Origin of the sequence: Kitasatospora sp. NPDC049258, assembly GCF_040678895.1 — a bacterium.
Classification (GTDB): Bacteria; Actinomycetota; Actinomycetes; order Streptomycetales; family Streptomycetaceae; genus Kitasatospora.
Window position 1 is genome coordinate 127,868 of record NZ_JBFAQT010000014.1, and the last position, 14,616, is coordinate 142,483.

The following is a 14,616-nucleotide window of genomic DNA, read 5'->3' on the forward strand; positions in this document are numbered from 1 at the left end:
CGCGCTGCGGCCGGCGCGGGGGCCGGGGGGTCAGCGTGAACGATCAATACCAGCAGCGGGTCGTGCGGCGGAACGCCCTGCTGTCCAGACTGCTGACCGCCGTGGTGGTGCTCTCGGTCCTGCTGCTGCTGTACAGCGTCGTGCGGGGCAATCTCCCGGCCGACAGCCTGGCCCACTGGCCGTGGCGGTTGCAGCTGCTGGACACCCAGAGCGCGGCCACCGCGGCGGTGGCCTCCGCCGGTGCGGCGCTGGCCCGGGCCCAGTACGCGCGGGCGGTGCGGCCGGCGCTGGGGCACACCGGCCGGGTGAAAGCGGGCCTGGCGCCGGGCGGGCGGCTGGCCTGGGTGTCGGAGCTGCTGAACGGGGGCCAGGACACGGCGGTCGTCCGGCAGATCCGCTACCTGGCGGCCCTCACCCCGGGGGCTGACCCCTCGTTGCCGGTCCACCCGCCCCGGTGGAGGACGGTCGAGGAGGCCCGGGCCGAGCTGGAGGCCCAGGGGCTGGCGCACGGCGAGGACTTCTTCCTCCCGGCCATCGGGCCCGGCTGGCCGATGGCCGGTCAGAGCCGGCTGCTGCTCGGCTGGTTCACCGAGCGGGCGATGACGGTCGTCGAGGAGATGTCGGTCAACGTCCGGGTGGTCGACCGGGTCGGGGACCTCCACGAGCGGATCGTGCGGTGCATGTACGCGGCCGACCGGGCACCGCGCACGCCCACCCCCGAGCGGCCGGACGCCTAGGGCTTGTCCTCACCGGCCCTGGGCCGCGCCCCGGTCGGCCTCGGCCGTGCCCTGGCGGGTGTCGTAGCGCTCGCGGGCCTCGGCGACGGCGCACATCCGGGCCTCCACGAAGTGCGCGAGGCCGGAGACCCGCTCCGCGGCCTCCTCGCCCAGGGGTGTCAGGCTGTAGTCCACCCGGGGCGGGATCACCGGGTGCGCCACCCGTAGCACGAAGCCGTCGCGCTCCAGGTTCTGCAGCGTCTGGGCGAGCATCTTCTCGCTCACCCCGGAGACCCGGCGGCGCAGCTCGCTGAAGCGGTACCCGCGCTCCAGCAGGGCCACCAGCACCAGCACGCCCCAGCGGCTGGTGACGTGCTCCAGTACGCCGCGGGAGGGGCACATCCGGTCGTAGACGTCCGGCAGCCGCTCCAGCAGTGAGCCTTCTCTTTCGATTACCTCCATGTCAGTACCCTACTTTGAAGTGCGTACTTACGGAAGGTTAGTGCCCTCCATAAAGTGAGTGGCGAAGCAGCAGTCCAACCTTTCGAGGAGAACGCAATGATCGTCGTCACCGGTGCCACCGGCCAGCTCGGCCGGTTCGTGGTCGAGGGCCTGCTCGCCAGGGTTCCCGCCCGCGAGCTGGCCGTGGCCGTCCGCTCGGCGGAGAAGGCGGCCGACTGGGCGGCGCTCGGCGTCGACGTCCGGGTGGTGGACTACGACCGTCCCGAGACGCTGGCCGGCGCGTTCGCCGCGGGGGACCGGGTGCTGCTGATCTCCGCCAACGAGATCGGCAAGCGCACCCCGCAGCACCGGGCCGTGGTGGCGGCCGCGCAGGCCGCCGGGGTCGGCCTGCTGGCGTACACCGGGGTGCTCGGCGGCGACGAGGCCAGCTTCGGGCTCGCCGACGAGCACAAGGAGACCGAGGCGGCGATCCGGGCCTCGGGCCTGCCCTTCGTCTTCCTGCGCAACGGCTGGTACACCGAGAACTACACCGCCCAGGCGGCCGGCGTGGTCGAGCGCGGCGAGGTGGTGGGCAGCAGCGGTGACGGTCGGGTGGCCACCGCGGCCCGCCGGGACTACGCCGACGCGGCGGTCGAGGTGCTCACCGGCGAGGGCCACGAGAACGCGGTGTACGAGCTGAGCGGCGACGTGGCCTGGAGCTTCTCCGAGTACGCGGCCGAGCTCTCGGCCGCCTCCGGGCGCCCGGTGGCGTACCGCGACGTGTCGCCCGCCGAGCACCAGGAGGTGCTGGTCGGCGCGGGGCTGCCGGAGGGCTACGCGGCGGTCTTCGTCGACGTCGACCAGGCGATCGGGCGCGGCGACCTGGCCCGCACCGGCGGTGACCTGGCCCGGCTGATCGGCCGGTCGACCACCCCGCTGGGCGACACCGTGAAGGCCGCGCTGAACGCCTGAGCCGCACCACCTCCGGTGTCATGACCAAAAACTGAAAACGGAGATGACAGCCTGGCCTTCCGCCCGCTACCGTCGGTCCGACACCAGTGCGCGCGGAGGGCAGGCCCGGGGATGGCAGAGGGACGCAGAGGACTCTGGTACGGCTTCGCCGCCTACGGGATGTGGGGCCTGTTCCCGCTCTTCTGGCCGCTGCTGGAGCCCGCCGGGGCCGCCGACATCCTGGCCAACCGGATGGTCTGGTCGATGGTGGCCGTCGCCCTGATGCTGCTGGTCCAGCGCCGCTGGGCCTGGATCCGGCCGCTGCTCGCCCAGCCCCGGCGGCTCGCGCTCTCCGCGCTGGCCGCCGCCGTCATCTCGGTCAACTGGGGCGTCTACATCTGGAGCGTCAACTCCGGCCACGTGGTGGAGACCAGCCTCGGATACTTCATCAACCCGCTGGTCACCATCGGCTTCGGCGTCCTGGTGCTGCGCGAACGGCTCGGGCGCGCCCAGTGGGCCGCGGTCGGCATCGGCGCGGCGGCGGTCGCGGTGCTCACCATCGGCTACGGCCGGCTCCCGTGGATCGCGCTCACCCTGGCGCTCTCCTTCGCCACCTACGGACTGCTCAAGAAGCGGGTCGCGCTCGGCGGGTTGGAGAGCTTCGCGCTGGAGAGCGCCGCGATGTTCCCGTTCGCGCTGGCCTTCCTCGGCTACCTCGCGGTGCGCGGCCAGGGCAGCTTCGGCCGGGTGGTGCCGGGGGAGTACGGCTGGGGGCACTCCTGGCTGCTGATCCTCAGCGGAGTGATCACCGCCGTCCCGCTGATGTGCTTCGGCGCCGCCGCGGTCCGGGTGCCGCTGACCACCCTGGGGCTGCTGCAGTACCTGGCGCCGGTGTTCCAGTTCCTGATCGGGGTCGCGGTCTTCCACGAGGAGATGCCGCCCGCCCGCTGGGCCGGCTTCGCGCTGGTCTGGGTGGCCCTGGTGGTGCTCACCTTCGACGCGCTGCGGCGGGTCCGGGCCGACCGGGCGGCCACCGCCCGGGCCCGCGCCCGGGCGGCCGCGAGCCGGCCGGGCGACGCTGTGCCACCGGCCGCCGAACCGACCGCCGTCACCGGCTGACGCCCGGCCGCGTCCCGCTCACGGCCGGGTGGCCGGCCCCGCCGCCGTGACCAGCGCGGCCTGGAACCGGCCGGGGTCGCGGTGCGCCAGGAAGTCCGCCAGGGCCGTGTCGATCCGGGCGTTCCAGGCCGTGGGGGCCACCACCCCGTGGGTCAGCGAACCGACGATCCGGCCGCCGCGCCACTCGTCCAGGGACCACCGCGCGTACGGGCCGAACAGCGCCCTGGTCTGCTCCGGCAGGTCGAGTCGGGCCGGGATGGCGCCCTTGGCGCCGTTGAAGGCGACCTGGCCGTCCAGGCTGCCGCACTCGGCCAGCCAGGCCAGCGCGGCCTCCCGGTGCCGGGCGCCGGCCGGCAGCGCGAAGGCGTCGGAGAGGTACTGGAAGACCCCGGCGGTGCCCGGCACGGCCGCCCACTCGAAGCCGACCCGCGGCCGCAGCCCCAGCGTGCCGCGCAGGAAGCCCTCGGCCCAGTCGCCCATCACCTGGTAGCCGGCCCGGCCGCCGCCGACCAGGGCGGTGGCGTCCTCCCAGCCCAGCATCGCCGGATCGGCCAGGTTGCTCAGGGCCAGCAGGTCGCGGAAGTCCCGCAGCGCCGCCGCCACCCGGGGCGCGCCCCAGCCCTCACCGCTCCACAGCGCCGCCCAGCCCTCCGGCCCCACCTCCGCCAGCAGCACCGTCTCCAGCAGGTGCTTGCGGCACCACGACCCGCCCACGGCGAGCGGCACCAGCCCGGTGCGGGCCACCCGCCGCAGGTTCTCCAGCAGCGCGGCGATCGAGACCGGCGCCGGGTCGGCCCCGGCCCGCTCCAGCACCGCGGGGCTGGACCAGAGCACATTGGCCCGGTGGATGTCGACCGGCACGCAGTAGTAGCTGTCCCCGCTGCGCAGTTGGGGCAGGAGCGCGGCCGGGAACTGCTCGGCCCAGCCCTGCCGGCGGTAGAGCTGGTCCAGATCGGCCAGCCGTCCGGGCGCCACCAGCTCGGCGAGCTCGGCGCCGGCGTGGCACTGGAAGGTGTCCGGCGGGTCTCCGGCGGCGAGCCGGCGCTCCAGCTCGGCCTGCGGCCGGCCGGCGGCCCGGCTGCTACGGGCCCCGTTGTAGCAGCTCAGCAGGGGAGCCCGGCCCTTGAACTCGGTGAGCAGGGCGAGCAGGCCATTCTGCTCGGGCCCGTCGGTCCACCAGGAGTAGAGCTCCAGCTGCCCGGTCGGCCCCGGCCCGGGGGCGCGGGCGCCCGCTCTTCCGTACCCGGCGAGCAGGGTCGCGGCCCCGACGGCGGGCACGCCCAGCAGGAGCTCCCTGCGCCTGATCGTCATGCTTGGCGGGCTCCCCCGGTGGTGCGGACGACGGTGGCCGCAGGTGGTCCGAGACTCCGAGCGAGCGGTCGCCGCACGTTCGGTGACGGTGCCCCATCCCACCCGCCCGGGCCGAGGCCGTCAAGGGAGGAGGCCGATGCCGGGCCGGGTGAACATCTCGTTTCCGGATCTCCTCAAGCGGAGCACTGTGCTGCTAACGTCCGGGGTGCCGCCGGTGGTTCACCCGCGGCTGTCGCCGGGCACCCAGCTCGGCACCGTGCCCAGGGGCCCGCAGGAGGGCTTGCGATGGTCGAACTCACGGGGCGGTTCGCCCGCCCGCTGCGCCGGGTCGCCCGGTCGGCAGCCGTCGTGGACACCCTCCGGGTGCCCGCCGTCCGGCGGGAGCCGGCCAGTGCGGAGGCGGGTGAGCTGGTGCTCACCCAGGGGCCGCCCGGTGGCCCGATGACCATCCAGTGGCAGCGGCCCGGCTGCCCGGCGATCACCCTGGCGCCGCCCTACCGGCTGGACCGGGTCGACCTCAAGAGCTCCTACCGGGCCAGGCTGCACGGGCTGACCGCCGGTGTCCGGCTGGTCTGCCCCGACTGGTCGCCGCTGTTCCTGATCGCCCCCGCCCAGCTGGCGGTGCTGGCCTGCGCCGCCGCCACCTCCCGGGTGCCACCGGCGGCCTGAGCAGCCCGAGCGGCCTGGCGGCCCCGAGCGGCTGCCCGGGCGGCCAGCCGTGCCGCGCTAGGCGGTGATGTCCCGGGAGGTGAACCGGGCCCAGGCGGCCGAACCGAAGACGGCCACGTACAGCGCCTGCAGCCCCAGGTTCTCCAGCACGTTGTCCCAGTACATCCGGCTGCGCAGCAGATCGCCGAAGCTCAGCCAGTGATGGGTGAACAGGTACGGCTGGATGGCGTGCAACTGCGGGAAGGAGTCCAGGATCTGCACGGTGATCACCAGCACCACGGTGGTCGCCATCGCGGCGATCCCGCTGCCCGTCAAGGTGGAGACGAACAGCCCGATCGCCACCAGCCCGGCCAGCGACCCGGCCACCACCAGGGCGACCAGCAGCGCGCGCAGCAGGGCCGTGCCCGGCCCGATCGAATCCCCGGAGAGCAGGGTGACCTCGCCCATCGGGAACAGCGCGGCGCCGGTGGCCAGGGCGGCCAGCGCGACCACCCCGGTCGCCACCGCGCAGTACACCAGCGCCGCCGTGAACTTGGCCGCCAGCAGCCTGGTCCGCCCGGCCGGGGCGACCAGCAGGTAGCGCAGCGTCCCGCCGGCGGCCTCGCCGGCGATCGCGTCCCCGGCGACCACCCCGACCGACATCGGCAGGAACACCGGGAGCGTCAGGGCCAGCGCGGTGAAGACCAGGAACAGGCCGTTCTGGGTGACCTGGGAGACGAAGGCCGGGCCCCCGCCGCCGCTCTCCCCGTCCGTCTCGATCTTCACCACCACGCCGATCAGCACCGGCAGGGCCGCCAGGATGCCCAGCAGGGCGATCGTCCGGGCCCGGCGGAAGGTCAGACCCACCTCGCTGCGGAACAGCGCCAGGAAGCCCGGCACCGTCTGCGCGCGGACGCCGACCGCGACCGCCACCTCAGCCTGCGACATCGAAACCCTCCCCGGTCAGCGCCACGAAGGCGTCCTCCAGCGTGCCGCGCTCGACCCCGAAGCCGTGCACCCGCACCCCCTCGCCCACCAGCGCGGCGCACAGGTCGGCGAGCACCTCCTCGCCGAACTCGGCGGTGCCCTCCACCCGGCCCTCGCCGGGGCGGACCTCGGCCACCCGGTGCTTCGCCAGCACCGCCGCGGCCTGCTCGACGTCCGGGGTACGGACCACCAGCCGGCCCTGCGCCCGCGCCGCCAGCTCGGCCACCGTGCCCTGGACCAGCAGCCGGCCCCGGGACATCACCGCCGCGTGCGTGCAGACCTGCTCGATCTCGTCCAGCAGGTGGGAGGAGAGGAACACCGTGGTGCCCTCCGCCGCCACCTCCCGGACCAGCGCCCGGATCTCCCGCATGCCCTGCGGGTCCAGCCCGTTGGTGGGCTCGTCCAGCACCAGCAGCTCGCGCGGCTGGAGCAGGGCGGCGGCGAGGCCGAGCCGCTGCTTCATGCCCAGCGAGTACGCCTTCGCCTTCTTGCCGGCCGCGGCGGTCAGCCCGACCCGCTCCAGCGCCTCGGCGACCCGGCGCTCCCGGGTGCGCGGATCGGCGGTCGGATCGGCCGCGTCGAAGCGCTTGAGGTTGTCCCGCCCGGACAGGAAGCCGTAGAGGGCCGGGCCCTCGATCAGCGCGCCCACCCGGGGCAGCACCCGGCCGACCGACTGCGGCATCGGCTCGCCGAGCACCGAGGCCACCCCGTCGGTGGGGGCGATCAGGCCCATCAGCATCCGGATGGTGGTGGTCTTGCCCGAGCCGTTCGGGCCGAGGAAGCCGAACACGCTCCCCCGGGGCACGGTCAGGTCCAGCCCGTCCACCGCGAGCTGGCCGCCGCGGAAGCGCTTGGACAGCCCGCGGGTGCGGATCACGTCGCCGTCGGTCGCGGCAGCGGGGGCCGGGCCGCCGTCGGCAGCCCGGCCCGCCGGCCGCTCCGTCACCGGAGAGGCCACTACTTCACCCCGGCCGCACTCTGCAGCACCGGCAGCGTCACCGCGCCGGCGAACACCCGGCCGTCGTCCGTGATCAGCACGTTCAGCACCTTGGTGCTGATCAGCGAACCGCCGCCGACCGGCTTGCCCAGCGCCTTGGCGAGGGACTGCAGGTTCTGCGGGGCGCCGCCGTGCCGCTCGCCGTGCCCGTTCTTGCCGGCCCCGGTCGGAGCCGGTGCCTGGGCGTCGGGCAGCCGGGTGGCGAGCACCGCCGTCCAGCCCTCGCCGAGCACATCGGTGGCCGGCTCGGCCGCCTTCGCGCCGTCCGCCTTCCCGTCCGCCTTCCCGTGCGCGGCCCCGGCGGCGCCCTTGGCCGCGTCCTCGGCCGCGTCCTGGCCCTCCGTCACCTTGGCGCCCTTGGGCACGGTGAACTCGAAGGTCTTGGCGGCCGGCTTCGCGAACGACACCGAGCTGAAGTGGGCGTCCAGCACCTGGCTGCCGTCCGAGCCCTGCACCAGCACCGCCAGCGGCACGCCGTGCTCGGCGTCGACGGAGATCCGCACCTCGCGGATGGTCGAGCCGGACTGGGTGGGCTTGACGCTCAGCCGGTACGCCGCGCGCCCGGCCACCTCGGCGGTGCCGTCCACCGTCACCGAGGTGGTGCCCGAGCCGGCCGCCAGGAACTGCTTCGCCAGCTCCTGCGGGGTCGTGGCGCCCGAGCCGAGCGGGGCCTTCGGGGCCTGCCGGTGCTCACCGCCCTGGGGGGCGGTCAGGTGGTAGGCCTGGTTGCCGGTGCTGTCCCAGGCCCAGAGCTGGTCGCCGTTGTGCACCACCTCGTAGCCGCTCAAGCCGCCGACCAGGCCGAGGCGCTGCCGGTCCGGCCCGTCCACGGCCACCTGCAGGGTGTGCTCGCCGCCGAGCAGCTCGACCGCCTTGGCCTGCGGCGATCCGCCGCCGCCACCCACCGCGCCGAGCAGCTGCGCCGGCACGCCCAGGTCGGCCTTCACCTGCACCGTGCCGCTGAACGCGTCGGTGTCACCGGCCAGCACCTTCGCCACCAGCTGCTCGGCGGTGATCGCCGGCAGGCTCGGTGCCGAGTCGCTGGCCAGCGCCGGCACCAGGCCGATGCCGGTCGCCGCGACGGCCGCGACCGCCACCGGCACCAGCACCCGTACGGCCGTCCGTCGGCGTGCCCGGTACGGCGTGTCCTGTCCCACCATGGTCTCCCACCCTCCGTCGCTGCGGTTGCCCTACCCATTAGAGGTGCACCGCCCCGGTGCGGGCATCGCCCCACAGGGCCAGATCGGTGTACGCCAGATGGATAACGTAACCCTGAGCCCATGTCAGGGTCGTGTCCTCCTGCGGTCTGACCGCTCGCGTATCGTCACCCCATGGACGCAACGGACGCCCCTCGACCCGCCCCCCGGCCCGCTCCCACCGCCAACTCGATGCGCCGGGCGCTGCGCCGGGCCAGGGACGGCGTCGCGCTGGACCCGGGCGAGGCCGCGGTGCTGCTCCAGGCGCGCGGGGCGGACCTGCGGGACCTGTGCGCCGGTGCGGCCCGGGTCCGGGACGCCGGCCTGGCCGAGGCCGGCCGGCCCGGGGTGATCACGTACTCCAAGAAGGTCTTCATCCCGCTCACCCGGCTGTGCCGGGACCGCTGCCACTACTGCACCTTCGTCACCGTGCCGGGCAAGCTCAAGCGGGCGGGGCACGGCATGTTCCTCTCCCCGGACGAGGTGCTGGAGATCGCCCGCCAGGGCGCGGCGCTGGGCTGCAAGGAGGCGCTGTTCACCCTCGGCGACCGGCCGGAGGACCGCTGGCCCGAGGCCCGCGACTGGCTGGACGCGCACGGGTACGACGACACCCTCGCGTACGTCCGGGCGATGGCGATCAGGGTGCTGGAGGAGACCGGACTGCTGCCGCACCTGAACCCGGGGGTGCTGGGCTGGACGGACTTCCAGCGGCTCAAGCCGGTCGCCCCGTCGATGGGGATGATGCTGGAGACCACCGCCACCCGGCTCTGGTCCGAGCCCGGCGGCCCGCACCACGGCTCGCCGGACAAGGAGCCCGCCGTCCGGCTGCGGGTGCTCCAGGACGCCGGGCGCAGCGCGGTGCCGTTCACCACCGGGGTGCTGATCGGGATCGGCGAGACGTACGAGGAGCGCGCCGACGCGCTGTTCGCGATCCGCCGGATCGCCCGGCAGTACCACGGGATCCAGGAGGTCATCGTGCAGAACTTCCGGGCCAAGCCGGACACCGCGATGCGGGCGATGCCGGACGCCGAGCTGTCCGAGCTGGCGGCCGCCATCGCGGTCACCCGGCTGGTGCTCGGGCCGTCCGCCCGGATCCAGGCACCGCCGAACCTGGTGGACGAGGAGTTCCCGCTGATCATCGGGGCGGGCATCGACGACTGGGGCGGGGTCTCGCCGCTCACCCCGGACCACGTCAACCCCGAGCGCCCCTGGCCGCACATCGAGGAGCTGGCCGCCCGGACCGCCGCCGAGGGCTTCCAGCTGCGCGAGCGGCTCACCGTCCACCCCGAGTACCTGCTGCGCGGCGAGCCCTGGCTGGACCCGCGGATCCTGCCGCACGTGCGGGCGCTGGCCGATCCGGTGACCGGGCTGGCCCGGGACGGCGTGCTGCCGGTCGGGCTGCCCTGGCAGGAGCCGGAGGACCTGCCGGTCTCCTCCGGGCGCACCGACCTGCACCGCACCATCGACACCGAGGGCCGGACGGGTGACCGGCGGGCCGACTTCGAGGATGTCTACGGGGACTGGGAGGCGCTGCGCGAGCAGGTCGCCGCGAGCGCGCCGGAGCGGCTGCCCGGTGACCTCAGGACGGCGCTGGCGGTCGCCGCCGACGACCCGGTCCGGCTGACGGACGACCAGGCGCTCGCGCTGTTCCACGCCGACGGCCCGGCCCTGGACGCGCTCTGCCGGATCGCCGACGACCTGCGCCGCTCGGTGGTCGGCGAGGAGGTCACCTACTGCGTCACCCGGAACATCAACTTCACCAATGTCTGCTACACCGGCTGCCGGTTCTGTGCCTTCGCGCAGCGCCGCACCGACGCGGACGCCTACACCCTCTCGCTGGAGCAGGTCGCCGACCGCGCCGCGCAGGCCTGGGAGGTGGGGGCCACCGAGGTCTGCATGCAGGGCGGCATCCACCCCGACCTGCCCGGCACGGCGTACTTCGACATCGCCCGCGCGGTGAAGGCCAAGGTCCCGGGCATCCATGTGCACGCCTTCTCGCCGATGGAGGTGGTCAACGGCGCGACCAGGACCGGCCTGTCGATCCGGGACTGGCTCCAGCAGGCCAAGGAGGCGGGCCTGGACAGCATCCCCGGCACGGCCGCCGAGATCCTGGACGACGAGGTCCGCTGGGTGCTGACCAAGGGCAAGCTGCCGGCCGCCACCTGGGTGGAGGTCGTCTCCACCGCGCACGAGCTGGGCATCCGCTCCTCGTCCACGATGATGTACGGCCATGTGGACACCCCGGCGCACTGGCTCGGCCACCTGCGGCTGCTGGCCCGGATCCAGCAGCGCACCGGCGGCTTCACCGAGTTCGTCACGCTGCCGTTCATCCACACCAACGCGCCGGTCTACCTGGCGGGCATCGCCCGGCCCGGCCCGACCGCCCGGGACAACCGGGCGGTGGTGGCGATGGCCCGGCTGCTGCTGCACCCGCACATCCCCAACATCCAGACCAGCTGGGTCAAGCTGGGGGCCGAGGGCGCGGCCGAGATGCTCCGCTCCGGCGCCAACGACCTGGGCGGCACCCTGATGGAGGAGACCATCTCGCGGATGGCCGGCTCGGCGTACGGCAGTTACAAGTCGGTCCGGGACCTGGAGGCGATCGCCGAGGCGGCCGGCCGCCCGCACCGGCAGCGCACCACCACCTACGGCGAGGTGCCGGCCGAGCGCCGCGCCGCCGCGCTGGCCTCCGACGGCCACCTGCCGGAGCTGCTGCCGGTGCTGGACTGAACCGGCTGCCCCGGGGTCGGGGCCCTGCGGGGCGGGAGGTCAGCCGACCAGCAGGTCCCGGCGCAGGTCGCGCAGGTCGTGGCGGTCCTGCCGGAGGCCCTTGTCCAGGTAGCGGTCGAAGCCGCCGAACCCGGCCGCGACCTCGTCGAAGCCGGCGTTCAGGTACTCGGGGCGGACGTCCAGCAGCGGCTTGTACAGGGCCTGGTAGGCCGGCGGCAGCTTGGCCAGGACGGCCGCGTCGGCCTCGGCACGGTAGGTGTTGCTGGCCAGGTAGTCGGCCTCGACGGTGGCGCGCGGCACGCCGAGCGCGGTGAGCAGGGTCGCGCCGGCCCAGCCGGTGCGGTCCTTGCCCGCGGTGCAGTGGAAGAGCACCGCGCCGTGGCCCTCGCCGACGGCGTCCAGCACCGAGCGGTAGGCGGACCTGGCGCTGTCCGCGGAGACCATGGTCCGCTCCGCCTCCACCATCGCCTGGACGGCCGCCTGCGGCCTGGTCACGTTGAACGCGCCGGTGTCGGCGGCGCCGAGCACGTTGGCGGCGACCACCGTGGCGCCGGCCGGGATCCGGTCCGGCGCGGCGGTGAGCTGCCCGCCGCGGTCCGGGACCAGGTCGAAGTACCACCGGTCGGCGGCCGCCAGGCCCTTGACCGTGACGGTGGTGGAGCCGTTGCCGCGGGCGACCGGGGTGCGGTGCCGGATGCGGTCGCGGTCGGTGCCGGCGTAGACGGTGACGCCCCGGACCCCGGGGGCGGTCCAGGTGAGGGTGAAGCTGCCGTCGGCCTGCTGGGTGGCGGTCGCGGCGGTGAACGGGATCCGGGTGTGCCGGTCCTGGCCGGCGAGAGGGGCGGCCGCGGCGGGGCCGGCGAGGGTGGCGGCGCCGGCGGTCAGGGCGGTGGCGAGGGCTGCGGCGGCGGCCGGCCGGCCGGGGATGGTGGCCATGGGCGGGACCTTGGGGAGCCCCGGGCCGACCCCGGTGACCTGCGGATGGCCCGCCAGCAACAAAATGTTGAAGAGCTGGCGTTCGAGGCGGAGGGGTGAACCTGCCAACCTCTTCGAATACAGTGCGGTGCGCTCCCTCTCCCGGACGAAAGGCCCCTCTGTGATGCCCCTGTGGTCACGCGCGCAGCAGCAGGACTTCCGCAGCCGGGTGCGGGGCTGCCTGCTCGGCGGTGCGATCGGTGACGCGCTCGGCGCCGGGATCGAGTTCGAGTCGCTGGAGAAGATCCTCGCCGCGCACGGCCCGAAGGGCGTGACCGGCTACGTCCCGGCGTACGGCCGGCGCGGCGCCGTCACCGACGACACCCAGATGACCCTCTACACGGTGGACGGTCTGATCCGGGCCCACGTCAGCCGGGACGGCGGCAACTGGCACCCGCCCACCGACGTGCACCGCGCCTACCTCCGCTGGGCCGCCACCCAGCGCGACTGGGGCCCGGACGAGCGCCGGGCCGACCTCGGCTGGCTCGGTCGCGAGGAGTGGCTGTACGCGCAGCGCGCCCCGGGCCAGTCCTGCCTGTCCGGCCTGTCCGGCCCGGACGCCGACCGGCTCGGCACCGTGGACGAGCCGCGCAACCCGCACTCCAAGGGCTGCGGCACCGTGATGCGGGCGGCCCCGTTCGGGCTGCTGACCGCCTGGGAGCCGGCCCTGGTCTTCCAGCTGGCGGTCGAGTGCTCGGTGCTGACCCACGGGCACCCCACCGGCTACCTCGCCGCCGGCGCCTTCGCGGTGATCGTGCACGCGGTGGCCCGCGGCGGCACCCTGGAGGAGGGGGTGCACCTCGCCCTCGCCCTGCTCTCCGAGCGGCCCCGGCACGAGGAGGCCACCGCCGCGCTGCGGGCGGCGCTGGACGCGGTCCGGGCCGGCGTGCCCTCCCAGGAGCGGGTCGAGGCGCTCGGTGAGGGCTGGGTGGCGGAGGAGGCGCTGGCCATCGGCCTGTACTGCGCGCTGGTGGCGGAGGACGTCAGATCCGGGCTGCTGCTGGCGGTGAACCACTCCGGCGACAGCGACTCCACCGGCTCGATCTGCGGCAACCTGCTCGGCGCGCTGCACGGGGAGACGGCCCTGCCGCCCGATCTGGTGGCCGGGCTGGAGGGCCGCGGAGCGATCCTGGAGCTGGCCGACGACTTCGTGCTGGAACTGCTGCACGGGCCGGAACTGCACGGCACCGAGAGCTGGTCCGTGCGCTACCCGGTGGGCTGAGCGGGCCCGGCGGCACGGCGAGGTGCCCGCCGCAGCAGGACGGCGGGCACCGGACGGCGCGGACGGACGTGATCAGACCTCGCCGAAGGCGCCGGATCCGGCGGCAGTCGCGAAGGCGGCCCAGGCCTCGTTGGCGAAGTGCAGCTGCGGGCCCTCCGGGTCCTTGGAGTCACGCACGGCGATCGACACGGAGCTGGGCACGGCGATCTCCACGCATGCGCCGTTGCCACCGCTGTGGCTGCTCTTGCGCCAGGCCAGGTTGCTCAGGGACTTGGTGCTCATGTGGCTCTGAACCTCTCTACATAGGTGTGTATCAATGACCGGCTCTCCGCGACGCTGAGTGCTGCGGCCCGCAGGTGGTCATAGAGATTGGTATAGCGGCGCACGTCCGCGTCCTTCTCCAGGTAGAGATCGCTCGTCACCCCTTCGAAGTAGACGACGGTCGAATCGGCAGACTCCGGGAACTCCAGCAGGGAGAATGTCCCGGTCATACCGGGATGGGCCCCGTGCGCGAACGGGATCACCTGCAGGTTGATGTTGGCGCGCTGACTCAGAGTCAGCAGTTGGTCGAGCTGCTCCGCCATCACCTGCGGGCTGCCGACCGCCCGCCGCAGCACGGCCTCGTCTATGACCACCCAGAGGCTGCCGAGCTGGTCCTCGCCGTAGATCCGGTCCTGCCGCTTGAGCCGGACGTCCACCCGCCGCTTGACCGCCCCGGGGTCGGTGTCGGGCTGCGTCCCCGCCACCACCGCCTCGGCGTACTCCCGGGTCTGCAGCAGCCCGGGGATGAAGGAGGACTCGTACGCCCGGATCGAGGAGGCCTCCGCCTCCAGGCCGATGTAGACGCTGTAGGGGATGTCGCCGAAGTCGTGCCACCAGCCGCGCTGTCGGGACTCCCGGGCCATCTCCATCAGCCCGGCCCGGATCCGCTCGTCCGTCACCTCGTAGACGTCGCACAGGTCCCGGACGTCGCGCTGGCTGATGCTGCGTCGCCCGTTCTCCAGTCGGCTGATCTTCGACTGGGAGACCATCAGGCGGCCGGCCACCTCTTCTGCGGTCATCTGCCGCAGCTCGCGCAGGCGCCGCAGTTCGGCACCGAGTCTCCGGCGCCGGACTGTGGGATTGACGCTGGTGGACACATCGACCTCCGGCCGGGCCTCTGGCGCGGCGGACGGCCCCGCGCCTCGGAAGAGTGTGGAAATTGGTACCAACCCCCTGGTGTGGAGCAGCATGCCATCTCGGCTCCGGTCCATGCCGGGAAATCGCATGAGCGCAGTAGAACAGATCATCGGAAAACCGTTCATTCCGGATCATGGGCCTTGC

14 protein-coding genes are annotated in these 14,616 nt (G+C 74.1%); 6 read left to right on the forward strand and 8 right to left on the reverse strand.

Annotation, left to right across the window (positions count from 1 at the left end; all coding sequences use genetic code 11):
• Positions 1–35 precede the first annotated feature (35 nt).
• The gene (locus tag AB0K43_RS14915; protein ID WP_363639582.1) at positions 36–737 is read left to right on the forward strand and encodes a hypothetical protein; all 702 of its coding nucleotides are present in this window, start codon (positions 36–38) and stop codon (positions 735–737) included.
• Positions 738–746: 9 nt separating this feature from the next.
• On the opposite strand, the gene AB0K43_RS14920 is transcribed toward AB0K43_RS14915, so the two are convergent.
• A complete protein-coding gene (locus AB0K43_RS14920) occupies positions 747–1,178 on the reverse strand; it encodes a helix-turn-helix domain-containing protein (protein ID WP_363639584.1) in 432 nt (143 codons plus the stop codon).
• Between the two features lie 96 nt (positions 1,179–1,274).
• Here AB0K43_RS14920 and AB0K43_RS14925 point away from each other — a divergent pair, with 96 nt between their 5' ends.
• Together AB0K43_RS14925 and rarD are read left to right on the forward strand one after the other, a co-directional pair.
• A complete protein-coding gene (locus tag AB0K43_RS14925; RefSeq protein ID WP_363639586.1) occupies positions 1,275–2,129 on the forward strand; it encodes an SDR family oxidoreductase in 855 nt (284 codons plus the stop codon).
• Between the two features lie 111 nt (positions 2,130–2,240).
• The gene (gene rarD / locus AB0K43_RS14930) at positions 2,241–3,227 is read left to right on the forward strand and encodes an EamA family transporter RarD (protein ID WP_363639588.1); all 987 of its coding nucleotides are present in this window, start codon (positions 2,241–2,243) and stop codon (positions 3,225–3,227) included.
• Positions 3,228–3,245: 18 nt separating this feature from the next.
• On the opposite strand, the gene AB0K43_RS14935 is transcribed toward rarD, so the two are convergent.
• Complete coding sequence (locus AB0K43_RS14935) at positions 3,246–4,538, reverse strand: ABC transporter substrate-binding protein (protein WP_363639590.1); 1,293 nt, start codon at positions 4,536–4,538, stop codon at positions 3,246–3,248.
• Positions 4,539–4,823: 285 nt separating this feature from the next.
• Between AB0K43_RS14935 and AB0K43_RS14940 the strand changes: the two genes are divergently transcribed.
• On the forward strand, positions 4,824–5,207 hold the full coding sequence (locus AB0K43_RS14940) for a hypothetical protein (protein WP_363639592.1): 384 nt from the start codon (positions 4,824–4,826) through the stop codon (positions 5,205–5,207).
• A gap of 57 nt (positions 5,208–5,264) precedes the next feature.
• Here the strand turns inward: AB0K43_RS14940 and AB0K43_RS14945 are convergent, their stop codons facing one another.
• Genes AB0K43_RS14945 through AB0K43_RS14955 form a run of 3 tightly spaced genes read right to left on the reverse strand, consistent with a single transcriptional unit; the run spans position 5,265 to position 8,330 of the window.
• Positions 5,265–6,134: an ABC transporter permease gene (locus tag AB0K43_RS14945; protein ID WP_363639594.1), complete on the reverse strand. Its 870-nt coding sequence runs from the start codon at positions 6,132–6,134 to the stop codon at positions 5,265–5,267.
• The gene (locus AB0K43_RS14950) at positions 6,121–7,119 is read right to left on the reverse strand and encodes an ABC transporter ATP-binding protein (RefSeq protein WP_363639596.1); all 999 of its coding nucleotides are present in this window, start codon (positions 7,117–7,119) and stop codon (positions 6,121–6,123) included. The genes AB0K43_RS14945 and AB0K43_RS14950 overlap by 14 nt, the downstream gene beginning before the upstream one ends.
• Positions 7,120–7,130: 11 nt before the next feature.
• Positions 7,131–8,330 carry a DUF2092 domain-containing protein gene (locus tag AB0K43_RS14955; protein ID WP_363639598.1) on the reverse strand — a complete coding sequence of 400 codons (1,200 nt, stop codon included), beginning with the start codon at positions 8,328–8,330 and terminating at the stop codon, positions 7,131–7,133.
• 171 nt (positions 8,331–8,501) lie between these two features.
• Between AB0K43_RS14955 and AB0K43_RS14960 the strand changes: the two genes are divergently transcribed.
• Positions 8,502–11,096, forward strand: coding sequence for a bifunctional FO biosynthesis protein CofGH (locus AB0K43_RS14960; protein ID WP_363639600.1), 2,595 nt, complete (start codon positions 8,502–8,504; stop codon positions 11,094–11,096).
• Between the two features lie 39 nt (positions 11,097–11,135).
• Here AB0K43_RS14960 and AB0K43_RS14965 read toward each other — a convergent pair whose 3' ends face one another.
• Positions 11,136–12,032, reverse strand: coding sequence for a tyrosine-protein phosphatase (locus AB0K43_RS14965; RefSeq protein WP_363639602.1), 897 nt, complete (start codon positions 12,030–12,032; stop codon positions 11,136–11,138).
• Positions 12,033–12,195: 163 nt separating this feature from the next.
• Between AB0K43_RS14965 and AB0K43_RS14970 the strand changes: the two genes are divergently transcribed.
• Entirely contained in the window at positions 12,196–13,293 is a 1,098-nt protein-coding gene (locus AB0K43_RS14970) for an ADP-ribosylglycohydrolase family protein (protein ID WP_363639604.1), read from the forward strand.
• 72 nt (positions 13,294–13,365) lie between these two features.
• Here the strand turns inward: AB0K43_RS14970 and AB0K43_RS14975 are convergent, their stop codons facing one another.
• Both AB0K43_RS14975 and AB0K43_RS14980 read right to left on the reverse strand, forming a co-directional pair.
• On the reverse strand, positions 13,366–13,575 hold the full coding sequence (locus tag AB0K43_RS14975; RefSeq protein WP_363639606.1) for a DUF397 domain-containing protein: 210 nt from the start codon (positions 13,573–13,575) through the stop codon (positions 13,366–13,368).
• Positions 13,572–14,432, reverse strand: coding sequence for a helix-turn-helix transcriptional regulator (locus AB0K43_RS14980; protein WP_363639608.1), 861 nt, complete (start codon positions 14,430–14,432; stop codon positions 13,572–13,574). The genes AB0K43_RS14975 and AB0K43_RS14980 overlap by 4 nt, the downstream gene beginning before the upstream one ends.
• Positions 14,433–14,616: the final 184 nt, after the last annotated feature.